Origin of the sequence: Streptomyces echinoruber (genome assembly GCF_014651135.1) — a bacterium.
GTDB lineage: Bacteria > Actinomycetota > Actinomycetes > Streptomycetales > Streptomycetaceae > Streptomyces > Streptomyces echinoruber.
In genome coordinates this window covers 514,841-536,486 of record NZ_BMWH01000001.1, presented here as the reverse complement: position 1 = coordinate 536,486, position 21,646 = coordinate 514,841, and the positions used below count along the sequence as shown (strand labels likewise).

16 protein-coding genes are annotated in these 21,646 nt (G+C 74.9%); 5 read left to right on the top strand and 11 right to left on the bottom strand.

What is annotated here, in order from left to right:
• Positions 1-223 precede the first annotated feature (223 nt).
• Positions 224-1,723 (top strand): NsdA family TPR-like regulatory protein, encoded by a 1,500-nt coding sequence (locus IE225_RS02200; RefSeq protein WP_190055534.1) that lies wholly within the window; start codon positions 224-226, stop codon positions 1,721-1,723.
• 126 nt (positions 1,724-1,849) lie between these two features.
• Here IE225_RS02200 and IE225_RS02195 read toward each other — a convergent pair whose 3' ends face one another.
• A complete protein-coding gene (locus IE225_RS02195; RefSeq protein WP_190055533.1) occupies positions 1,850-3,202 on the bottom strand; it encodes an NAD(P)/FAD-dependent oxidoreductase in 1,353 nt (450 codons plus the stop codon).
• Between the two features lie 346 nt (positions 3,203-3,548).
• Positions 3,549-4,445: a TIGR01777 family oxidoreductase gene (locus IE225_RS02190; RefSeq protein ID WP_190055532.1), complete on the bottom strand. Its 897-nt coding sequence runs from the start codon at positions 4,443-4,445 to the stop codon at positions 3,549-3,551.
• Positions 4,446-4,530: 85 nt separating this feature from the next.
• Here IE225_RS02190 and IE225_RS02185 point away from each other — a divergent pair, with 85 nt between their 5' ends.
• The gene (locus tag IE225_RS02185) at positions 4,531-5,034 is read left to right on the top strand and encodes a GNAT family N-acetyltransferase (RefSeq protein WP_190055531.1); all 504 of its coding nucleotides are present in this window, start codon (positions 4,531-4,533) and stop codon (positions 5,032-5,034) included.
• 7 nt (positions 5,035-5,041) lie between these two features.
• Here the strand turns inward: IE225_RS02185 and IE225_RS02180 are convergent, their stop codons facing one another.
• On the bottom strand, positions 5,042-6,226 hold the full coding sequence (locus IE225_RS02180) for a MarP family serine protease (protein ID WP_190055530.1): 1,185 nt from the start codon (positions 6,224-6,226) through the stop codon (positions 5,042-5,044).
• A 184-nt stretch (positions 6,227-6,410) separates the two neighbouring features.
• On the opposite strand from IE225_RS02180, the gene IE225_RS02175 reads away from it, so the two are divergent.
• Positions 6,411-7,196: a peptidoglycan recognition protein family protein gene (locus IE225_RS02175; protein WP_190055529.1), complete on the top strand. Its 786-nt coding sequence runs from the start codon at positions 6,411-6,413 to the stop codon at positions 7,194-7,196.
• Positions 7,197-7,452: 256 nt separating this feature from the next.
• Here IE225_RS02175 and IE225_RS02170 read toward each other — a convergent pair whose 3' ends face one another.
• From IE225_RS02170 to IE225_RS02140, 7 genes are all read right to left on the bottom strand, one after another.
• Positions 7,453-7,971 carry a DUF4240 domain-containing protein gene (locus IE225_RS02170; protein ID WP_190055692.1) on the bottom strand — a complete coding sequence of 173 codons (519 nt, stop codon included), beginning with the start codon at positions 7,969-7,971 and terminating at the stop codon, positions 7,453-7,455.
• A gap of 161 nt (positions 7,972-8,132) precedes the next feature.
• Entirely contained in the window at positions 8,133-9,176 is a 1,044-nt protein-coding gene (locus IE225_RS02165; protein ID WP_190055528.1) for a helix-turn-helix transcriptional regulator, read from the bottom strand.
• A gap of 186 nt (positions 9,177-9,362) precedes the next feature.
• Positions 9,363-12,065 carry a pyruvate dehydrogenase (acetyl-transferring), homodimeric type gene (gene aceE, locus IE225_RS02160; RefSeq protein WP_190055527.1) on the bottom strand — a complete coding sequence of 901 codons (2,703 nt, stop codon included), beginning with the start codon at positions 12,063-12,065 and terminating at the stop codon, positions 9,363-9,365.
• Positions 12,066-12,540: 475 nt separating this feature from the next.
• A complete protein-coding gene (locus IE225_RS02155) occupies positions 12,541-13,170 on the bottom strand; it encodes a GntR family transcriptional regulator (protein ID WP_190055526.1) in 630 nt (209 codons plus the stop codon).
• A gap of 274 nt (positions 13,171-13,444) precedes the next feature.
• A complete protein-coding gene (gene sucB / locus IE225_RS02150) occupies positions 13,445-15,265 on the bottom strand; it encodes a 2-oxoglutarate dehydrogenase, E2 component, dihydrolipoamide succinyltransferase (protein WP_190055525.1) in 1,821 nt (606 codons plus the stop codon).
• Positions 15,266-15,360: 95 nt separating this feature from the next.
• A complete protein-coding gene (gene lpdA / locus IE225_RS02145) occupies positions 15,361-16,749 on the bottom strand; it encodes a dihydrolipoyl dehydrogenase (protein WP_190055524.1) in 1,389 nt (462 codons plus the stop codon).
• A gap of 311 nt (positions 16,750-17,060) precedes the next feature.
• Positions 17,061-18,593, bottom strand: coding sequence for a leucyl aminopeptidase (locus IE225_RS02140; RefSeq protein ID WP_190055523.1), 1,533 nt, complete (start codon positions 18,591-18,593; stop codon positions 17,061-17,063).
• Between the two features lie 253 nt (positions 18,594-18,846).
• Between IE225_RS02140 and IE225_RS02135 the strand changes: the two genes are divergently transcribed.
• Complete coding sequence (locus tag IE225_RS02135) at positions 18,847-19,710, top strand: endo alpha-1,4 polygalactosaminidase (RefSeq protein WP_190055522.1); 864 nt, start codon at positions 18,847-18,849, stop codon at positions 19,708-19,710.
• Between the two features lie 211 nt (positions 19,711-19,921).
• Here the strand turns inward: IE225_RS02135 and IE225_RS02130 are convergent, their stop codons facing one another.
• A complete protein-coding gene (locus IE225_RS02130) occupies positions 19,922-20,716 on the bottom strand; it encodes an adenosylcobinamide-GDP ribazoletransferase (RefSeq protein ID WP_190055521.1) in 795 nt (264 codons plus the stop codon).
• A gap of 71 nt (positions 20,717-20,787) precedes the next feature.
• Between IE225_RS02130 and IE225_RS02125 the strand changes: the two genes are divergently transcribed.
• Positions 20,788-21,582: a hypothetical protein gene (locus IE225_RS02125; RefSeq protein ID WP_190055520.1), complete on the top strand. Its 795-nt coding sequence runs from the start codon at positions 20,788-20,790 to the stop codon at positions 21,580-21,582.
• Positions 21,583-21,646 lie beyond the last annotated feature (64 nt).

Sequence of the window (21,646 nt, the reverse complement as noted above, 5' to 3'; positions counted from 1 at the left end):
ATCGACGGCTTCGTCAGGCGCGTACGGCGCCCACGCCACTGTACGTCCGACGGCGGGATGTCAGCGCCGCGGGCGCTTCTCACCCGATCGGATGAATGCACGGGGAAGCCTGCGACCGCCCGTTCACGCTCCGCTACATTCGCGCCGTTCATGAGGCCATCGGAGCTGTTCACGGGCAGTCCGGGCACTTCCCGGAGCCGGAAGGCAGGAGAGCGCACCGCAGATGACGGAACGACCCGCGCAGCGCACCCCCAACCGCCAGCTCGCCGCACTCATCGCAGAAGCGGGGTTCTCCAACGCAGGTCTGGCCCGTCGTGTGGACCAACTCGGACTCGAACACGGCCTGGACCTCAGATACGACAAGACGTCGGTGACCCGGTGGCTGCGCGGGCAGCAGCCGCGCGGGGCCACGCCCGCCCTGATCGCGGAGGTCTTCACCCGGCGGCTCGGGCGCCGGCTCACCGCCCAGGACCTCGGCCTGGACGCCTGCGCGCCGGTCTACGCCGGGCTGGAGTACGCCGGCAGCCCGCAGGAGGCCGTCGACATCGTCAGCGGCCTGTGGCGCAAGGACTCCGGCAGCCACGCCGAACTGCGCAAGATCGCCTTCACACCGGCCGGGCTGGTCGTGCCCAGCCGCGACTGGCTGATCGGGCAGGCCGACGAGAAGGTCGCCCGGGAGCGGCCGGCCGCCGGGCCGGTGCCCCGCATCCCCGCCCAGGCGCCCACCCGCGGGGGCCGGCCGGCCGAACCGCCGGCGCCGGCGGCTCCGTCGAAGGCGCGCGTCCCCCGCCAAGGCGCCCAGACCGAGCGGCTCCCGGGGCAGCGGGTCACCCCCGGCGACATCGCCGCGCTGCGCTCGGTCGCCGACCTCTTCCGCTCCCTCGACGAGGGCTACGGCGGCGGGCACGCCCGGCAGGCCCTCGTGCGCTACCTGGAGCACGAGGTCGAGCCGATGCTGCGCGGCACCTACGGCGAGCAGACCGGCCGCCGCCTGTTCGCGGCCGCCGCCGACCTGACCCGGCTGCTGGGCTGGACGTCGTACGACATCGCCGCACACGGGCTGGCGCAGCGCTACTTCGTGCAGGCGCTGCGGCTCGCCCAGGCCGCCGGGGACCGCGCGTACGGGGCGTACGTGCTGGTCACCATGGGCCGGCAGGCCGTCCACCTCGGGCACGGCCGGGAGGCGGTGCAACTGGCCAGGGTGGCGCAGCAGGGCGTCGGCACCCGGGTCCCGCCGGCGGTGCAGTCGCTGCTGCACGCCTGCGAGGCGCGCGGGCACGCGGTGCTCGGCGAGACACGCGCCTGCGCCGCCTCCCTGGTGCGGGCCGAGCGGGCGCTGGAGGGCGCCCGGCCCGGCGACGAGGTGCCGCCCTGGGCGCGGTTCTTCGACGAGGCGCAACTGGCCGACGAGTTCGCCCACTGCCACCGCGACCTGCAGCAGTACCGCCCCGCCGCCCAGCAGGCCGAGCGCTCGCTCCAGCTACGCCCCGCCGCGTACACCCGCAGCCGCCTGCTGTGCAAGCTGGTGCTGGCCACCGCCCGGCTGGGCCTCGCCGACCTCGACCAGGCCTGCCACCTCGCCGCCGAGGCGGCCGCGCAGGCCGCCGAGATGCGCTCCGTGCGGGCGGTGGAGTACGTCCGCGACTTCGAACGCCGCCTGGAGCCGTACCGGGAGACGGCACCGGCCCGGGCGTACCGCGAGAAGGCGGCGGCGCTCACCTAGCCTCTGGCGGCGCCGGTCCCGGGGTGGTACTGGCCGCGGGCGGCGCCGGCCGTGGGGCGGTACTGGCCGCCGCCGGCGCCGGCCGCGGGTGCGGCGAAGCCCCGGTGCGCCGGTCCCGGCCGGGACTTACGCCGCCTGGCTCGCCCGCACCGGGTCCGCGCGGTGCAGCGAGCCCGTCGCGCCCAGGTCGGCCAGGACGGCGGCCGCGGCGCGGTGGGCGGAGTGCAGGGCGCCCTGGACGGTGCTGGTGTCGCGGTGGTCGCCGCACACGTAGAGGCCGGCCAGCAGACGCACCGGGCGGCGCAGGTCGTGGGGCGGGCGCATGGCGGGGACGGCCTCGGGGGTGTGGTGGACGGCGAGGGTCTCCCAGCGGCGCGTGGAGGTGCCGTAGAGCCGGGCGAGGTGGGCGCGCACCGCCGCGTCGACGTGCTCCGGGGGCGGGCCCAGCACCGTCGACGAGATCAGCGTACGGCCCCCGGGGGCGCGGGAGGGGTCGACCCGGCTGACCACCGCGGTGTGGGCGACGGGGCCGCCGCGGTCGGCGTCGAGCAGCAGCCAGGCGCCGGTCGCCGGCGGCTCCTGCGCGGTGTGGTGGACGACGGTCACCGGGTGGAAGTCCGGGACCCGCAGGCCGGGCAGCAGCTCGGCCGCGGCCCGCGCGTCGGTCGCCAGCAGCACGGCGCGGCAGCGCACGACACCGTGCTCCGCGGTGGTCACCGCGGTGGTGGAGACCGAGGTGACGCGCACGCCGGTGCGCACGGTGCCGGGCGGCAGGGTGCGGGCCAGCAGCTCCGGCAGCGCCTCGGCGCCGCCCTCGGGCAGACAGAGCCGGCCGCGGGCGAAGGCGCGCAGCGCCAGGTCGGCGCACCGGCTGGACGTGGTCAGCTCCGGGTCGCACAGCAGCGCGGCGAGCAGCGGGCGCAGGAAGCCGTCGACGGTGCGGGCGGGCAGTCCCCGGGCGGCCAGCGCCTGCCCGGCGGGCAGCTCGGGGCGGGTCATCAGCCGTCCGACCGGGGTGCTCGCGAGGCGGGTGAGGGCGGTGCCCAGCCGGGCCTGGTCCACGGCGCTCCCCAGCGGGGCCGGCGTCCGGGTGCGGGGCGCCGACGGCGGGCGGGGGGCGCTCGCCAGGGCGCGTACGGCATGCAGTGCGCCCCTTGTGCTCCCTCCGCCGGCCGGCGCGCCCGCCCGGTGGTGGCGGCCGGCGCTGTGCAGCAGCACGCCCGGCGCGAAGGGCCGCAGCGCGAGCGCGTCGAGCCCGGGACTCAGGCGCAGTTCCGGATACGACGTGGACAGCAGCTGCCCGACCCGGTCCAGCCGGAACCCGTCCACCTTCTCGGTCGACATGCGGCCGCCCACGTACGGGGCGGCCTCCAGGACCACGGTGTCGACTCCTGCGCCGGTCAGCCGGTGTGCCGCGGACAGCCCGGCGATCCCGGCCCCCACGATGACGACGTCCGCCTGGAACATGGGCTCAAGCACGTGCCCCTCCTCGAGGTCTGCGCGGCCGCTGGAGACGTCATGCCCCCAACCGGCCCGGGAAATACCCGAGTTCGGATCGAGGGTAGGTTTCCGGTCGGTCGGCGGCAGTCGCGCACACACCGGGCACGGTCGCACGGCGGTCGCAAACGGTCCGGGGGCGGTCGCACGTCGGTCGTAAGCGCTTCGGACGCGGTCGCGCGGCGGTCGTAAATGCTCCGGGCGCGGTCGCGGCGGTGGCAAACGGTCCGGCCAATCCGTGGCCGCGGGAGCACGGGGGCGGCACCGGGCACCGGCCACCGGGTGCCGTCCGCCGCCCCCGTCCCGCCCGGCACGGCGGCCGGCGCCGTCACAGCGCCGCCCGCACCGCCCCCTCGATGTCGGGGAACGCGAAGGCGAACCCCGACTCCAGCAGCCGCTTCGGCAGCACCCGCGCGCTGCCCAGCACGTCCCCGGCCATCTCCCCGAGCACCGCCCGCAGCACGGGCGCCGGCACGGCCATCGGCGCCGGGCGGCGCAGCACCCGGGCCAGGGCCCGGGTGATCTCGCGGTTCGTCAGCGGCTGCGGAGCGGTGAGGTTGAACGGCCCGGACAGGTCCTCGCGCTCCAGCAGGTGCCGCAGCGCGGCCACCTCGTCGTGCAGCGCGATGTACGACCAGTACTGCCGCCCGTCGCCCAGCCGCCCCCCGAGCCCCGCCCGGAACAGCGGCAGCAGCCGCCCGAACGCACCGCCGCCGGCGGCCACCACGAGGCCGGTGCGGGCCAGCACCGTGCGCACGCCCGCCTCCCGCGCGGGGGCCGCGGCCTCCTCCCACGCCACGCACACCGAGGCCAGGAAGCCCTCCCCGGCCGGCGCGTCCTCGTCGACCGCGCGGTCGCCGGTGTCGCCGTAGTAGCCGATGGCGCTGCCGTTGACGAACACCCGCGGCCCGGCCTCCAGGCGGGCGACGGCCTCGGCGAGCGCCGCGGTGCCGCGCACCCGGCTGTCGCGGATGCGCCGCTTGTACTCCTCGGTCCACCGGTGGTCGCCGACCCCGGCCCCGGCGAGGTTGACCACGGCGGCGCACCCGGCGAGCCCGGACGCGTCCACGTGCCCCGCCTCCGGGTCCCAGCGCACCTCGTCCGGGCCGCGGGGCGGCCGGCGCACCAGGCGCACCACCTCGTGCCCGTCCGCGGTCAGGGAGCGCACCAGGGCGCTGCCGATGAGCCCGGACGCGCCGGCCACCGCGATGCGTGAGCGTTCCATGCGCCCATCCTGCCGCGCCCGCCGCGAAAGGCCCGCCGGCGCAACCCGATTGGCCCGCGCCCGCCCGCGGCATAGGGTGATCGTCATGCCGGTTCCGCACATACGCCACGCCACGCCCGACGACGAGGAGACGCTGCGCCGCCTCGACCACGACCACTGGTCGCACCTGCACGCGGTCACGCCCCCGCCGCCGCCCGGCGAGCCGTTCTTCACGCAGCGCTGCGGCCCCGGCGACCACCTGGTCGCCGAGCTGGACGGCACGGTCGTCGGCTACCTGCGGCTGGGCGCCCCGACCCCCCTGGAGTCCAACGCCCACGTCCTGCAGATCCAGGGCCTCGCCGTCGCCGCCCAAGCGCGCCGGGCCGGTGTCGGCCGCGCGCTGCTGCGGGCCGCGCAGGAGGAGGCCCGGCGGCGGGGAGCGCGCCGCCTGACCCTGCGCGTCCTCGGCCACAACACCCCGGCCCGCAGGCTGTACGAGTCCGAGGGCTTCGTCGTGGAGGGCGTGCTGCCCGAGGAGTTCCTGCTGGACGGGCAGTACGTCGACGACGTCCTCATGGGCCGCTTCCTGAACGGCGCCGACGCCTCCTGACGCACCGTCAGGACGTGACGAGGGCGCCGGTGTCCACCGGCGCCGTCGCGTCGGCCGCGCGCCGCGCGTCCGCGGCCACCTCGGCGGCCGTGAGGACGTAGCCGGTCTCCGGGTCGGAGGTGGAGCGGGCGAAGACCACGCCGTAGACGCGGCCGTCGGTGGACAGCAGCGGGCCGCCGGAGTTGCCCGGGCGGACGGTGGAGCGGATGGCGTAGATCTCGCGGGTGACCGTGCCGTCGTTGTAGATGTTCTGCCCCGTGGCGTTCATCCGGCTCGCCACCGTCGCGGCCTGCAGGTCCAGGGAACCGTCCTGCGGGTAGCCCGCCACGACCGCCGAGTCGCCGCGCCGCGCCCCGTCGTCGAAGCGCAGCACCGGCGCCTTGAGCCCCGGCACGTACAGCACCGCCACGTCCCGCCGCGGGTCGAACAGCACCACCCGCGCCTCGTAGGACCGGCCCACCCCGCCGACGCGCACGCCGGGCCGGTCGATGCCCGCGACGACGTGCGCGTTGGTCATCACGTGCCGCGGCGCGTACACGAACCCGCTGCCCTCGCGGCCCTGGTCGCCGGCCACGCCCTCGATCTTCACCGTGCTCAGCCTGGCCGCGTTGACGGCGGAGGCGGTGACGCTGTCGCCGGAGGGCCTGGCCACGCCGGCCACCGGTTCGTTCTCGAACGGGTTGAACACCTGCGGGAAGCCCGCCTGGGTCAGTGCCGAGGTGGCGCGGGAGAACCACGCCGGCGTGGTGTCCGGCATCACCTCCTGCACCGCGCCCAGCAGCCGCGAGTCGCGTATCGCCGTGTTGACCAGCGGGGACGCGGACGCGGCCAGGACGCTGGCGGCCACCCACGCCACCACCAGCACCGCCATCGTGTTCGCCGCGGCGCCGCCCACGCCGTCCGCCGCCCGCAGCACGCCGCGGTCCAGTTCGCGCCGCAGCCGCAGCGCCAGCCGGCCCGCCAGCTCGTGCCCCAGCACCGCCGGCAGCAGCACCGTGATCACGGCGGTCACCGTCGCCGCCGTCGTGCCCCGCTCCACCAGCCGCGTCATCCAGGGCAGCACCCACACCCCGACGACCGCGCCGCCGACGAACCCGGCGAACGACACGCACCCGGCCACCAGGCCGCGCCGGTAGCCGGACGCCGCGTAGACGAGGATCACCAGCATCAGCAGGACGTCGAGCAGGTCCACCCAAGCCGCCTTTCTCTCGGACCCCTTCATACGCACACGGCGGGCCCGGTGATCAGCCGCGTGCCCGGGCCGGTGCCCGCCCCGGGCGCGGCTACCTCGTGAAACGTGCCGGAAGGGGACGATGGTTCCACCGGGCGGCACAGCGCACCTCGCGGACGCGGCGGACGGGTCCCACAGTGGGACCATGCATGTCGTCCGACGGACCCGGGCCGCCGGCGTGCTGCTGCCCGTCTGCCTGCCCGGGCTCGCCGTCTGCGCGGCGCTGCTGCTGTCCGCGGACGGCGCCCCGCGCCGCGCGCCCGAGCGCGCCGCCCCCGCCGCGACCCGGCCGGCCACCGGATCGCACCGCGCCCCCCGGCCGCCGATCGTCCCCCGCTCGGTCTGGCTGCACGCCCCCGGACCCCCGGCCCCGCGCCCCCGCGCCGCACCGCGCTACGACGACGAGGCCGTCGCCGTCTTCGTCCACCACACCGACTCGCCCAACGACTACGCCTGCGCCGACGCCCCCGCCGTCATCCGCAACCTGTACGCCGGGCAGATCGAGGCGCGCGGCTTCGACGACCTCGCCTACAACTTCCTCGTCGACCGCTGCGGCACCCTCTACGAGGGCCGCGCGGGCGGCCCCGAGCGCCCCGTCACCGGCGCCCACACCCAGGGCTTCAACCACCGCACCACCGGCGTCGCCGCCCTCGGCACCTTCACCGCCGGCACCTCCGTGCCGCGCGCCATGACCGACGCGATCGCCGCGCTGGCCGCCTGGAAGCTGGGCCTGGCCGGGATCGACCCGCGCGCGACCGTGCGCCTGGTCTCCAGCAACGGCCACAGCCGCTACCCCGCCGGCACCGCCGCCGAGTTCCCGGCCGTCGCCCCCCACCGCGACGCCTACCGGACCAACTGCCCCGGCGAGGCCCTCACCGCCCGCCTGCCCGGGATCCGGCGCGCGGCCGCCCGCCTCCAGGGCCGTCCGTGAGGCCCACGGGGACGGCACCGGCCGCCGCGGCGGACCGCCGGCGGGAGCGGCAGGCGGCCGGCCGCGCGCCCGTCGGCGGTCGGGGCGGAAGCCGGGGCATCCGCCGGCCGGACGAGACGGATGGATGGGTGAAGGGGTGGACGGACGGACGGGTGAAAGGGTGGACGGATGGACGGGCGAAGGGGTGAACGGGTGGACGGGTGGAGGAGTGGATGGGTGGACGGGCGGCCGGAACCCCGGCGTCCGAGCGGAGGCGTCACCCCCGGAACCGCTCCCACAGCGCCGGATACCGCTCCGCCAGCACCCGCTCGTCCTCGAGGTCGAACGGCGTGCCCGCCGGCTCCGCAGGCGCGGGCGACAGCCCCAGGTCGGGCACGACGGTGCCGGTGAGCTGCTCGTACGCCTCGTCGGCCGCGTAACCGAGTTCCTCCCCGTCGCCGTCGACGTCCTCGTCGAAGTCGCCCAGCAACTCGGCCAGCCGGTCCGGGTCGTGCAGGGCGCCCTCGAACACCTCGCGCCCCTGCCCGATCAGCCAGCACCGGAAGAAGTCGAAGCCGTCGTCGTCGACCTCGCCGAGCAGCACGCAGGCGGCGCCCCACAGGTCCCAGCGGTGGGCGCGGCGGCGACGCGCCTCGAAATGACGGGCGAAGTCCAGCACCGCCTCCGGGTCCAGCTCCACGAGCCGCTCCACGAGCAGGTCGGCCTGCTCCTCGGGATCGCCTCCGGCCTCCTCGCGGGCGGAGTCGACCAGTTCCCAGAACTCCGTCTCGTCCATCACGGCATCCAGCATCGAGCCCGGACGCCGGGGACGCACCCGGACGCACCCGGAGACGCCCGGATCGTTACCGGCCGCGGGCACCTCACCGGCCGCAGGGCACCTCACCGGCCGTACGGCGCCTCACCGGCCGTACGGCGCCTCACCGGCCGTACGGCGCCTCACCGGTCGTACAGCGCCGCCAGGCGCCGCGCGTCGCGCGCGAACCGCTCCCGCAGGCGCCCGGGGGCGAGCACCTCCGCCTCGGGACCCAGCGCCGTGAGCTGGTCGTGCGCGACCTCCTCCGACTCCACCGGGAGGGTCACCGTCACCCACCCGTCCGCGTCCGGAGCGCCCGCCGACGCCAGCGCCTCGCGCGCGGCGACCGGCTCGACGGCGTACCGCAGCCGCCGCAGGCCCCGCGGGGACAGCCGCACCACGACCTCGGCCCGCAGGATCGACCGCGCGAACTGCTCGGCCCGCTGTGCCCAGAACGCGGGCAGGTCGAAGTCCTCCTCCCGCACGAAGCGCTCCTCGCGCGCCTCGACGGCCGTGAACCGGTCGATCCGGTACACCCGGAAGGAACCGCGCGCCCCGGCCCGCGGCACCCGAGCCGGCTCCGCATCCGGTACCGGCACCACATCCGGTTCCGGTTCCGGTTCCGGCACCCGCGCGCACAGGTACCACACGCCTGCCTTCAGCACGAGCCCGTACGGCTCCAGCTCCCGTACGACCTCCTCCGCCCCGCGCCGGTAGCGCGCGGTGACCCGCCGGTCGTCCCACACCGCCTCCGCGACCGCCGGCAGCAGGTCGGGCGTCTCGGGCTCGGCGAACCAGTTCGGCGCGTCCAGGTGGAAGCGCTGGGCCGCCGTGCGGGGGGCGTCCCGCAGCGACGGCAGCAGTGCCGCCGACACCTTCAGGCGGGCCGCCGAGGCCGCGTCGTGCAGGCCCATCTCCCGCAGCGCCCCCGGCACCCCGCTCAGGAACAGCGCCTCCGCCTCCGTGCGCGCCAGCCCGGTCAGCCGCGTGCGGTAGCCGCCCACCAGCCGGTAGCCGCCGGCCCGCCCCCGGTCGGCGTACACCGGCACGCCCGCCTCCGACAGCGCCTGCGCGTCCCGCGTGACCGTGCGCTCCGACACCTCCAGCTCCCGCGCCAGCTCGGCGGCGGTCATGGAGGGCCGGGACTGGAGCAGCAGCACCATCTTGATCAGCCGGGCAGCGCGCATGGGGCCATCATGCCGGGCGCCGCCGACAGCAAACCGACAGCGAGCCGACAGCGAAGGGGGGCACGGCGACCGCCGTGCCCCCCTCACCGGAACCCGGAGCCCGGAACCCGGAGCCCGGAACCCGGAGCCCGGCATCCGGAGCCCGGCATCCGGCACCCGCGGGTGCCGGATGCCGGAAGACCGGTGTCAGAGGCCGTACTTCTCCCGCGCCTCCTTCACCGCCGCGGCCTGGACCTCGCCGCGCTTGGCGAGCTGGGCCAGGGAGGCGACGACGATGGACTCGGCGTCCACGCCGAAGTGGCGGCGGGCGGCCTCACGGGTGTCCGACAGGCCGAAGCCGTCGGTGCCCAGCGAGGCCCAGTCCTGCTCGACCCACTGCGCGATCTGGTCCGGGACCTGGCGCATGTAGTCGGAGACCGCCAGCACCGGGCCCTCGGCGCCCTGCAGCGCCTGCCGGATGTAGGGCACCCGCTCCTCGCCGCGCAGCAGCGCCGCGTCGGCCTCCAGGGCGTCCCGGCGCAGCTCGGTCCAGGAGGTCGCGGACCACACGTCGGCGGCCACGCCCCACTCCTCGGCGAGCAGCTTCTGCGCCTTCAGCGCCCAGTGGATCGCGGTGCCGGAGCCCAGGAGCTGGATGCGCGGCGCGTTCTCCGGCACGGTCAGGCCCGCGGACTCCGCCGTGTTGAAGCGGTACAGGCCCTTGATGATGCCCTCGTCGATGCCGAGGCCGGCCGGCTTGGCGGGCTGCGGCAGCGGCTCGTTGTAGACGGTCAGGTAGTAGAAGACGTCCTGGTCCTCGCCCGGCTTGGCCTCGCCGTACATGCGGCGGACGCCCTCGCGGACGATGACGGCGATCTCGTAGGCGAACGCCGGGTCGTACGTCAGCGCCGCCGGGTTGGTCGCGGCGATGACGGGCGTGTGGCCGTCCGCGTGCTGCAGGCCCTCGCCGGTCAGCGTGGTGCGGCCGGCGGTGGCGCCGATGAGGAAGCCGCGGCCGAGCTGGTCGCCGAGCTGCCACATCTGGTCGGCGGTGCGCTGCCAGCCGAACATCGAGTAGAAGATGTAGAATGGGATCATCGGCTCGCCGTGCGTCGCGTACGACGTGGCGGCGGCGATGAAGTCGGCCATGGAACCGGCCTCGGTGATCCCCTCGTTGAGGATCTGCCCGTTCTTCGCCTCCTTGTAGTACATGAGCTGGTCGCGGTCGACCGGCTCGTACGTCTGGCCCTTGGGCGAGTAGATGCCCAGCGACGGGAACAGGCTCTCCATGCCGAAGGTGCGGGCCTCGTCCGGCACGATCGGCACCCAGCGCTTGCCGGTCTCCTTGTCGCGCACCAGGTCCTTGATCAGGCGCACGAACGCCATGGTGGTGGCGACGTTCTGGGAGCCGGAGCCCTTGTCGAACGCGGTGAACGGCTTCTCGGCCGGGGCGGGCAGCGCCGGCACCGGGTGGACGCGGCGGGCCGGGGCGGGGCCGCCGAGGGCCGCGCGGCGCTCCTGGAGGTAGCGCACCTCGGGGGAGTCGGGGCCGGGGTGGCCGTAGGGGACCACGCCGTCGACGAAGTCGCTGTCCTTGATGGGCAGTTCCAGGCGGTCGCGCATCGCCTTGAACTCCTCCACCGTCAGCTTCTTCATCTGGTGGTTGGCGTTCTTGGAGGCGAAGCCCTCACCGAGGGTGTGGCCCTTGACCGTCTGCGCCAGGATCACCGTCGGGGCGCCCTTGTGCGCCAGGGCGGCCTTGTAGGCGGCGTACACCTTGCGCGGCTCGTGGCCGCCGCGGGAGGTGTGGAAGCACTCGAGGATCTTGTCGTCGCTCAGCAGCTTCGCCATCTCCACGAGCGCCGGGTCCTTGCCGAAGAAGTCCTCGCGGATGTAGGCGGCGCTGCGGGTCTGGTACGTCTGGAGCTGGGCGTCCGGCACCTCGCGCAGGCGCCGCACCAGGGCGCCGGTGGTGTCGAGGGCGAACAGCTCGTCCCAGGCGGTGCCCCACAGCACCTTGATCACGTTCCAGCCGGCGCCGCGGAACTGGGCCTCCAGCTCCTGCACGATCTTGAAGTTGGCGCGGACCGGGCCGTCCAGGCGCTGCAGGTTGCAGTTGACGACGAAGGTGAGGTTGTCCAGCTCCTCACGGGCGGCCAGCGCGAGAGCGGCGGTGGACTCCGGCTCGTCCATCTCGCCGTCGCCGAGGAACGCCCACACGTGGGAGTCGGAGACGTCCTTGATGCCGCGGGCGGTGAGGTAGCGGTTGAAGCGCGCCTGGTAGATCGCCGACAGCGGGCCCAGGCCCATGGAGACGGTGGGGAACTCCCACAGCCAGGGCAGCCGGCGCGGGTGCGGGTACGACGGCAGGCCGCCGCCGCCCGCCTCGCGGCGGAAGTTGTCCAGGTGCCGCTCGGTCAGCCGGCCGTCGAGGAAGGCGCGGGCGTAGATGCCGGGGGAGGCGTGGCCCTGGATGTAGAGCTGGTCGCCGGAGCCGTCGCCCTCCTTGCCGCGGAAGAAGTGGTTGAAGCCCACCTCGTACAGCCAGGCCGCGGAGGCGAAGGTGGCGATGTGGCCGCCCACGCCGTACTTGCTGCCGCGGGTCACCATCGCGGCCGCGTTCCAGCGGTTCCACGCGGTGATGCGGCGCTCCATCTCCTCGTCGCCGGCCGGGGCCGGCTCGGCGGCGGTGGGGATGGTGTTGACGTAGTCCGTCTCGAGGAGCTTCGGCAGCGGGACACCGGCGCCCTCGGCGCGCTCCAGCGTGCGGCGCATCAGGTACGCGGCACGGTGCGGCCCGGCCGCCCGGGCGACGGCGTCCAGGGACGCCTGCCACTCGGCGGTCTCCTCCGGGTCGCGGTCCGGGAGCTGGTCGAGCTCGCTCGGCTGGATGGCGTTGGGGTCGGTCATGTCGCCGCCTTCCTCAGTCGAAGGGGGTTCCCTCATCGGTAAGGGTCGGGGGTGCCCTTGGTCTTTGGCAGGACAGGGCGCGGACTCGGGTGGAAGTCCGTCGGCGACTGTAACCCCCTGATCGATGATCGATCAAAGGGTGAAGGGGGAAAACCTTCCGATGGCGGGAAAATAGGCACGCAGTGTCTTTCGCGCGGGCACCGAGTGCCGCGTTTTCGGGGGAATTCCCGCAGGTGGGACCGTGTTTGAGCGCGACCGCGCTCAGAGCTCGCGGCGGGGGACCAGGACCCGTGGCAGGGGGGCAGGACCCATGGCGGGTGCTCGTCGGGGGTCCCGCGGCGGATGCTCGGGGTTCGCGGCGGGGGTTCGGGACCCGTGGCGGGGGTGTGTTCAGGGCCCGTAGCGGGGGTTCGGGACCCGTGGCGAGGGTGTGTTCAGGGCCCGTAGCGGGGGTTCGGGACCCGTGGCGGGGGTTTCAGGACTCGTGGCGCGGGGCGCAGCCCAGCACGTGCGCCTTCACCAGCTCCGCGATCCGGGGGTCGCGGCGGCGGAACGCGGCCAGGAGTTCCTCGTGCTCCTCGGCGTACGACTGCTGCACGGTCCCCAGCCAGCGGATCGACAGCGCCGTGAACACCTCGATGCCCAGCCCCTCCCAGGTGTGCAGCAGCACGGAGTTGCCCGCCGCGCGCACCAGTTCGCGGTGGAAGGCGACGGTGTGCCGCACCTGCGCGGTGCCGTCACCGGCGCGGTCGGCCCGGTACAGGGCCGCGACGTGCGGCTCCAGGGCGGAGCAGTCCTCGGCCAGCCGGTCGGCCGCCAGCTCCGCCGCGATCGCCTCCAGACCGGCGCGCACCGGGTAGCTCTCCTCCAGGTCGGCCGCGGTCAGGTTGCGCACCCGGACACCCTTGTTGGGCGAGGATTCGATCAGCCGCAGCGACTCCAGCTCGCGCAGCGCCTCCCGCACCGGGGTCTGGCTGACCTCCAGTTCGGTCGCGATCCGCCGCTCCACGATCCGCTCGCCCGGCTTCCAGCGCCCGCTGATGATGCCCTCCAGGATGTGCTCGCGGATCTGCTCGCGCAGCGAGTGGATGACGGGCGCGGTCATGGAGGCTCCTTAGAGGGGGACCCGTTGGCCCCTGAAAGCTTTGACGCTTAGACAATACGGCTGCCGTCTGCGGGCGGAAGGGCGCACGCGGAGGCTTTCGCGCAGGTGAGACGAGGCTTACACGCCGGGCGTGGGCTGGGTCGCAGGCAGACGGCGGCGCCCCCGCCCGGAGAACTCCGCGGAGAACTCCGGACGGGGGCGCCGTACGCACCTCCCGGCGGGCCGGGTCGGGGGCCGGGCCCCGCGCCGTCGCGGCCCTCGGGCCGGCGGCGGGTCACAGGCCGAGCTCGACCTCGAACTCACCGGCCTCCAGGATCGCCTTGACCGTCGTCAGGTAGCGGGCGGCGTCGGCGCCGTCCACCAGGCGGTGGTCGTAGGACAGGGTCAGGTAGACCATGTCCCGGACGCCGATGACCGGGCCCTCCTCGGTGTCGATCACGGCCGGGCGCTTGACGGTGGCGCCGATGCCGAGGATCGCGACCTGGCCCGGCGGCACGATGATCGTGTCGAACAGCGCGCCGCGCGAACCGGTGTTGGAGATGGTGAAGGTCGCGCCCGCGAGCTCGTCCGGCGTGATCTTGTTGCTGCGGACCTTGCCCGCGAGCTCGGCGGTGGCCTTGGCGATGCCCGCGAGGTTCAGGTCGCCGGCGTTCTTGATGACCGGGGTCATCAGCCCCTTCTCGGAGTCCACGGCGATGCCGATGTGCTCCGTGTCGAAGTAGGTGATGGTGCCCTCGGCCTCGTTGATCCGCGCGTTGATGACCGGGTGGGCCTTCAGCGCCTGCGCGGCGGCCTTGACGAAGAACGGCATCGGGGAGAGCTTGACGCCCTCGCGGGCCTGGAAGGACGCCTTGGCCCGCTCGCGCAGCCGCATCAGCCGGGTGACGTCGACCTCGACGACGGAGGAGAGCTGCGCCTGCTCGTGCAGCGCCTTGACCATGTTGTCGCCGATGACCTTGCGGATGCGCGGCATCTTGACGGTCTGGCCGCGCAGCGGGGACGCCTCCAGCACCGGCGCCTTCTTCGCGGCGGCGGGAGCGGCCGCGGGGGCCGGGGCAGCGGCGGCGGCCTTGGCGGCCTCCGCGGCGGCGAGGACGTCCTGCTTGCGGATGCGGCCGCCGACGCCGGTGCCCTTGACGGTGGCCAGGTCGACGCCGTTCTCGGCGGCGAGCTTGCGCACCAGCGGGGTCACGTAGGCGCCGTCGCCGTCCGCCGGAGCGGCGGCCGGGGTGACCGGGGCCGGGGCGGCCGGGGCCGGCTGGGGAGCCGGGGCGGCCGGCTGCGGGGCCGGCGCCGGGGCTTCCTGGGCCGGGGCGGCCGGAGCCGGAGCGGGCTGCGCGGCCGGAGCCGGAGCCGGAGCGGGCTGCGGGGCCGGGGCGGGCTCGGGCTGGGCCGGGGCGGCGGGCGCGGCCGGGGCCTGGGCCTGGGCCTGGGCCGGAGCGGCACCGGGCCGGCCGATGACGGCGAGCTTGGCGCCGACCTCGGCGGTCTCGTCCTCGCCGACCACGATCTCCAGCAGGACGCCGGAGGCCGGGGCGGGGATCTCGGTGTCGACCTTGTCCGTCGACACCTCCAGCAGCGGCTCGTCGGCCTCGACGGTGTCGCCGACCGACTTCAGCCAGCGGGTGACGGTGCCCTCGGTGACGGACTCGCCCAGCGCCGGCAGGACCACGTCGGTGCCCTCGGCGGAGCCGCCGCCGGCGGCGGCCTCGGCGGTCGGCGCCGGGGCCGGGGCGGCCTGCTCGGTGGAGGGGGCGGCCGGGGCCTGCGCGGCCGGAGCCGCGGTGGGCGTCGGGGCCGGCGCGGCGGCCGGGGCGGACTCGGCGGCGGGGGCCGGGGCCGCGGCGGGGGCGCCGGAGCCGTCGTCGATGACGGCCAGCTCGGCACCGACCTCGACGGTCTCGTCCTCGGCGACCTTGATGGAGGTCAGCACGCCGGAGGCCGGGGCGGGGATCTCGGTGTCGACCTTGTCGGTGGACACCTCCAGCAGCGGCTCGTCGGCCTCGACGTGCTCGCCCTCGGCCTTCAGCCAGCGGGTGACAGTGCCCTCGGTGACGCTCTCGCCGAGCGCCGGAAGGGTTACGGAAACCGCCATGGTTTCGGTTGCTCCTTACGGATGGGATCTCCCCCGGTGCGAGCGGGGTCGGGAACCGGGGGAAGCGGAAGTCGTGTCGTCGCGCCCGAGGGCTGTCAGTCGTGCGCGTGCAGCGGCTTGCCGGCCAGGGCCAGGTGGGCCTCGCCGAGCGCCTCGTTCTGCGTCGGGTGGGCGTGGATGAGCTGGGCGACCTCGGCCGGCAGCGCCTCCCAGTTGTAGATCAGCTGGGCCTCGCCGACCTGCTCGCCGATGCGGTCGCCGACCATGTGGACGCCGACCACGGCACCGTCCTTGACCTGGACGAGCTTGATCTCGCCCGCGGTCTTGAGGATCTTGCTCCGCCCATTGCCCGCCAGGTTGTACTTCAGAGCGACGACCTTGTCCGCACCGTAGATCTCCTTGGCCTTGGCCTCGGACAGACCCACGGAGGCGACCTCCGGGTGGCTGTAGGTCACCCGCGGGACGCCGTCGTAGTCGATCGGCACGACCTTCAGGCCGGCCAGCCGCTCCGCCACCAGGATGCCCTCCGCGAAGCCGACGTGCGCGAGCTGCAGGGTCGGCACCAGGTCGCCGACGGCGGAGATGGTGGGGATGTTGGTGCGCATGTACTCGTCGACGAGGACGTAGCCGCGGTCCATGGCGACCCCGACCTCCTCGTAGCCCAGGCCCTGGGAGACCGGGCCGCGGCCGACGGCGACGAGCAGCAGCTCGGCCTCGAACTCCTTGCCGTCGGCGAGGGTGACCTTGACACCGTCCTGGGTGTACTCGGCCTTCTCGAAGAAGGTGCCCAGGTTGAACTTGATGCCGCGCTTGCGGAAGGCCCGCTCCAGCAGCTTGGAGGAGTTCTCGTCCTCGGCCGGCACGAGGTGCTTCAAGCCCTCGATGATGGTGACGTCGACGCCGAAGGACTTCCACGCGGAGGCGAACTCGACGCCGATCACGCCGCCGCCGAGGATGATCGCGGACTTCGGCACGCGGTCCAGGACCAGCGCGTGGTCCGAGGAGATGATGCGGTCGCCGTCGATCTCCAGGCCCGGCAGCGACTTCGGCACGGAGCCGGTCGCGAGCAGGATGTGACGGCCCTGGATGCGCTGCCCGTTGACGTCCACCGAGGTGGCCGACGACAGGCGGCCCTCACCCTCGATGTAGGTCACCTTGCGGGAGGCGATCAGGCCCTGCAGGCCCTTGTACAGGCCCGCGACGACCTCGTCCTTGTACTTGTGGACGGCGGGCATGTCGATGCCCTCGAAGCTGGCCTTGACGCCGAACTGCTCGCTCTCGCGCGCCTGGTCGGCGATCTCGCCGGCGTGCAGCAGGGCCTTGGTGGGGATGCATCCTCGGTGCAGGCAGGTGCCGCCGACCTTGTCCTTCTCGATCAGGGCGACGTCCAGGCCCAGCTGCGCCCCGCGCAGGGCCGCGGCGTAACCACCGCTACCACCGCCGAGGATCACTAGGTCGAAAACGGTGCTGGCGTCGTTCGCCACGTCACGTCCTCCATGCATGTGCGCCGTGCGCCGGTCCGCGATGACCGGCAGGCGGCTGGTGTCCGGCCGCTTGTGCTTCGGCCCTTCGGTGGGGCCCTGTCCTGCCGAGACCCCATCTTTGCACTTGTCGGCACCGGACGAGACGCGGGGCCCGGGTGTGAGACGCCCCACGCACCGGTGCCGACGGGACAAAACGACCCCGGGACGTCCCGCACCCAGGGTCGTTGCGGCGGCGGGACGTCCCGCACCCGGGGCCGTCGCGGCCCCGGGACGCCTCGCACCCCGGGACCGCCGCGACCGCGGGACGGGCCTCAGCCCAGGTCGCCCGCGGCCGTGAGCTCCGCCAGCCGCACCAGCGTCCGCACGCCCGAGCCGGTGCCGCCCTTGGGCGTGTAGCCGAACGGGCCCTGCTCGTTGAAGGCCGGGCCGGCGATGTCGAGGTGCGCCCAGGTGATGCCCTCGCCCACGAACTCCCGCAGGAACAGGCCCGCGACGAGCCCGCCGCCCATCCGCTCGCCCATGTTGGCGATGTCGGCGACGGGGGAGTCCATGCCCTTGCGCAGGTGCTCCGGCAGCGGCATGGGCCAGGCCTGCTCGCCGACCTCCTGGGCGGCCTCGAACACCGCGGAGCGGAACGCGTCGTCGTTGGCCATGATCCCGAAGGTGCGGCTGCCCAGCGCCAGCACCATCGCGCCGGTCAGGGTGGCCACGTCCACGATCGCGTCCGGCTTCTCCTGCGACGCGGCCCACAGCGCGTCGGCGAGCACCAGCCGGCCCTCGGCGTCGGTGTTGAGCACCTCGACGGTCTTGCCGCTGTACATGCGCAGCACGTCGCCCGGGCGGGTGGCGGAGCCGGAGGGCATGTTCTCGGCCAGCGCCAGCCAGCCGGTGACGTTGACCTCCAGGCCCAGCCGGGCGGCGGCGACGACCGCGGCGAACACGGCGGCGGCGCCGCTCATGTCGCACTTCATCGTCTCGTTGTGGCCGGCCGGCTTCAGGGAGATGCCGCCGGAGTCGTAGGTGATGCCCTTGCCGACGAACGCCAGGTGCTTCTTCGCCTTGGAGTTGCGGTACGACAGCTTCACCAGGCGCGGCGCGGACGCGGAGCCGGAGCCGACGCCGAGGATGCCGCCGTAGCCGCCCTTGGCGAGCGCCTTCTCGTCGAGCACCTGCACCTTGATGCCGTGCTCCTTGGCGGCGGCCTGGGCGATCGCCGCGAACGCCTCGGGGTTGAGGTCGTTCGGCGGGGTGTTGACCAGGTCGCGGGCGCGGTTGAGCTCCTCGCACACGGCGACGGCGCGCTCGAGCGCGGCCTTGTACGCCTTGTCGCGCGGCCTGCCGCCGAGCAGGGCGGCCTCGCCGAGCGGGGCCTTGCCGTTGCCCTTGCCCTTCTTCGCGCCCTCGCCCCGGTCCTTGTAGGCGTCGAAGGTGTACGCCCCCAGCAGCACGCCCTCGGCGACCGCGCCGGCGTCGGCGGCGTCCGCCAGCGGCAGCGCGAAGGCGGCCTTCTGGGAGCCGGCGAGCGCGCGGGCGGCGCAGCCGGCGGCCCGGCGCAGCGCCTCGGCGTCGTACCCGGCGTCCTTCTCCGGCTGCGCGCCCAGGCCGACCGCGACCACGAGCGGCGCCTTGAAGCCCGACGGCGCGGGCAGTTTGGTGACCTCGCCCTCGGCCCCGGTGGCGCCGAGGGTCTCCAGGACAGCGGCGAGCCTGCCGTCGTACGCCTGGTCCACGGCCTCCGCGCCGGGCGCGACGACCGGTCCCTCGGCGCCCTTGGCGACCCCGACGACGATTGCGTCGACCCGCAGGCCGGGCGCCGCGGCGGTGCTGAGAGTGAGAGCAGTCACGGTGGTGAATTCTCGCTTCCGTAAGACGTGTGGTGCGGCCTGACGTGTGGTACGGCCCTGTGCCGTGACGAGCGTACGCCCGGGGGTCTCCCGGCCCTGCCCGCGGGCGTTCACCCCGCGGTCGCGTCACGGCCGTCCCCCCGATCCTCGCACCGGGTGAGCCCCGCCACAGTCACCGGGTCCCCGCACACCGCGCGCCCCCGCCGCGCGTCATCCGGGGAAGAGCCCCGCCGCACCCCTGGAGCCCGCCGCCTTGAGACGCGCCCCGCACCTCGCCGCCCTGCTCGTCCTGCTGCTGCTCGCCGGGTGCGGCACGCCACCCGGTCCCGGCTCGGGTTCCGATTCCGGCTCCGGTTCCGGTTCCGGTTCGAGTTCCGGTTCGAGTTCCGGCTCCGGGAGCGGGGGCGGACGGGCGGGCGGGCACTGGCGGCCCCGGCCGGGCCTGGCCTGGCAGTGGCAGCTCAGCGGCCGCCTGGACACCTCGGTCGACGTGCCGGTCTACGACATCGACGGCTTCGACCACCCGGCGGCCACCGTGGCCGCCCTGCACCGCGCGGGCCGCAAGGTGATCTGCTACGTCTCCACCGGCGCCTGGGAGGACTTCCGGCCGGACGCCGGGAGGTTCCCCGAGTCCGTGCTGGGGCGCGGCAACGGCTGGCGCGGCGAGCGCTGGCTCGACATCCGCCGCACCGACGTCCTGCGGCCGCTGCTGGCGGCCCGCCTCGACCTGTGCCGCCGCAAGGGCTTCGACGCCGTCGAGCCGGACAACATGGACGGCTACCGCAACCGCACCGGCTTCCCGCTCACCGCCGCCGACCAGCTCCGCTACAACCGCCTAGTCGCCCGCCTCGCCCACGAGCGGGGGCTCGCCGTCGGCCTGAAGAACGACCTCGACCAGATCCCGCACCTGGTCGGCGACTTCGACTTCGCGGTCGACGAGCAGTGCGCCCAGTACGGCGAGTGCGCGCGGCTGGAGCCGTTCGTCAGGGCCGGCAAGGCCGTCTTCCACGTCGAGTACGAGCTGCCGACGAGCCGCTTCTGCCCCCAGGCCCGGCGGCTGGGGCTGAGCTCGATGCTGAAGAGGTACGAGCTGGGGGCGTGGCGCCGCCCGTGCTGACCACCGCTGCCCCGCTCTTCCCGGTGATCTCCGCTCTCCCTGGTGATTCCCCCTCTCTCTGGGGATCTCCGCTCTCCCTGGTGATTCCCGCTCTCTCCGGGGGTCCCCGCTCTCCCCGCCTGCTCCCCGCTCTCCCCAGTGACCCCTGCTCTCTCCGGCTGCTTCCCGTTCCCCCGCCCTCGCCCCGCCCCCGCCCCCGCCCGCTCCCGCTTCAGCCGAGTGCCAGTACGACCAGCGCGGCCGTCGCCGCCGTCTCCGCCAGCCCGCCGAACACGTCGCCGGTGACCCCGCCGAAGCGGCGCGTGCAGTGCCGCAGCAGCAGTTCGGCGACGGCGGCGGAGACGGCCACCGCGGCGGCGGCGCGGACGGCGTCGTACGGGCCGAGGAGAGCGCCCGCGGCGGCGGAGACGGCGGTGACCAGGAGGGTGACCAGCAGGGCCGTGGTCCGGGGCACCACCCCGGCGACGGCGGCGCCCAGGCCCTCCGGGCGCGCGGCCGGCACCCCGGTGCGCGCCGCGCGGGTCAGCGCCAGCCGGGCCGCGGTCGCGGCGACGACGGCGGCGAGGGCGCCGCGGGACCACGAGCCGTCGTAGGCCCGCGCCAGGGCGGCCGTCTGGGCGAGCAGCACCAGGACGAGCGCGACGACCCCGAACGGCCCGATGTCCGACTGCTTCATGATGCGCAGCGCGTCCTCGGCGGGCCTGCCGCTGCCCAGCCCGTCGGCGGTATCGGCCAGTCCGTCCAGGTGCAGGCCCCGGGTGAGCGCGGCACCCGCGGCGACGGTGGCCACGGCGGCGAGCGGGGCGCCGGCGCCCAGCAGGAGCAGCACCGTCCCGAGGGCGGCGCCGCACACCCCGACCGCGAGTCCCGCCAGCGGCGCGCCCGCCATGCCCCGGCGGGCGGCGGACCGGTCCCACCGGGCCACCCGGACGGGCAGCACGGTCAGGGTGCCGAAGGCGAAGCGCAGGCCGTCCGGCCAGGTGGCGGGGGAGGTGTCGTCGAGCACCGGCGCAGGGTACCCGGCGGTGCCGGAGACGGAAGAAGCGGCCACTGGCAAAAGGTCTATAAGGTGCTCATATGGGACATTGGTTGGAGCGCAACGTGATCGAGCCCGGCAAGCTCCCGCTGCTCCTCGCGCTCACCGCGTTCGTCCTCACCTTCCTGGTCACCCGTGCCATCACCCGGCTGATCCGGGCCGGGAAGGGGCCCTTCGGCAACGTCCGGGCCGGCGGGCTGCACATCCACCACGTGGTGCCCGGGGTGGTGCTCACCCTGGTCGGCGGGTTCGGCACGGTGGCCAGTTTCCACAACGGCGTCGGCGCGGCCGTGTGCGCGGTGCTGTTCGGGACGGGCGCGGGCCTCGTGCTGGACGAGTTCGCGCTGATCCTGCACCTGGACGACGTGTACTGGAGCGAGGCCGGGCGCAAGAGCGTCGAGGCCGTCGTGCTCACCGCCGCCCTCGTCGGGCTGGTCCTCGCCGGGTTCGCGCCGTTCGGCGTCAACGACCTGTCCGCGCAGGAACTGCAGAACCGCGGCACCGCCCTGTCCAGCATCGGCACGAACTTCCTCGTCTCCCTCGTCGCCCTGAGCAAGGGCAAGTACCGCACGGCCGTCTTCGGCGCGATCGTGCCGCCGGTGGCCCTGATCGGCGCCATCCGCCTGGCCCGGCCCGACTCCCCGTGGGCCCGGCGCCTCTACCGCCACCGGCCCCGCGCCCGGGCCCGGGCGAGCCTGCGCGCCTACCGCCACGACCTGCGCTGGACCCGCCTGCGCAACGCCGTCCAGGACTGGATCGCGGGCCGCCCCGACCCGGCGCCGTCCCACCGGGACCTGCCCGGATCGTCCCGCCGGGACCTGCCCGGGCCGAAGTGAGGCGGGCGGCGGACCAGCGGGGCAGCGGACTTTGGGCGGTGTCAGGCGGGGCAGTCGGCGGGCG

Excerpts from the sequence above, each read along its gene's own strand:
- IE225_RS02200 (WP_190055534.1), top strand. The coding sequence starts at position 224 with ATGACGGAACGACCCGCGCAGCGCACCCCCAACCGCCAGCTCGCCGCA.
- IE225_RS02190 (WP_190055532.1), bottom strand. The coding sequence starts at position 4,445 with ATGGAACGCTCACGCATCGCGGTGGCCGGCGCGTCCGGGCTCATCGGC.
- IE225_RS02185 (WP_190055531.1), top strand. The coding sequence starts at position 4,531 with ATGCCGGTTCCGCACATACGCCACGCCACGCCCGACGACGAGGAGACG.
- IE225_RS02175 (WP_190055529.1), top strand. The coding sequence starts at position 6,411 with ATGCATGTCGTCCGACGGACCCGGGCCGCCGGCGTGCTGCTGCCCGTC.
- IE225_RS02170 (WP_190055692.1), bottom strand. The coding sequence starts at position 7,971 with ATGGACGAGACGGAGTTCTGGGAACTGGTCGACTCCGCCCGCGAGGAG.
- IE225_RS02165 (WP_190055528.1), bottom strand. The coding sequence starts at position 9,176 with ATGCGCGCTGCCCGGCTGATCAAGATGGTGCTGCTGCTCCAGTCCCGG.
- aceE (WP_190055527.1), bottom strand. The coding sequence starts at position 12,065 with ATGACCGACCCCAACGCCATCCAGCCGAGCGAGCTCGACCAGCTCCCG.
- IE225_RS02155 (WP_190055526.1), bottom strand. The coding sequence starts at position 13,170 with ATGACCGCGCCCGTCATCCACTCGCTGCGCGAGCAGATCCGCGAGCAC.
- sucB (WP_190055525.1), bottom strand. The coding sequence starts at position 15,265 with ATGGCGGTTTCCGTAACCCTTCCGGCGCTCGGCGAGAGCGTCACCGAG.
- IE225_RS02125 (WP_190055520.1), top strand. The coding sequence starts at position 20,788 with ATGGGACATTGGTTGGAGCGCAACGTGATCGAGCCCGGCAAGCTCCCG.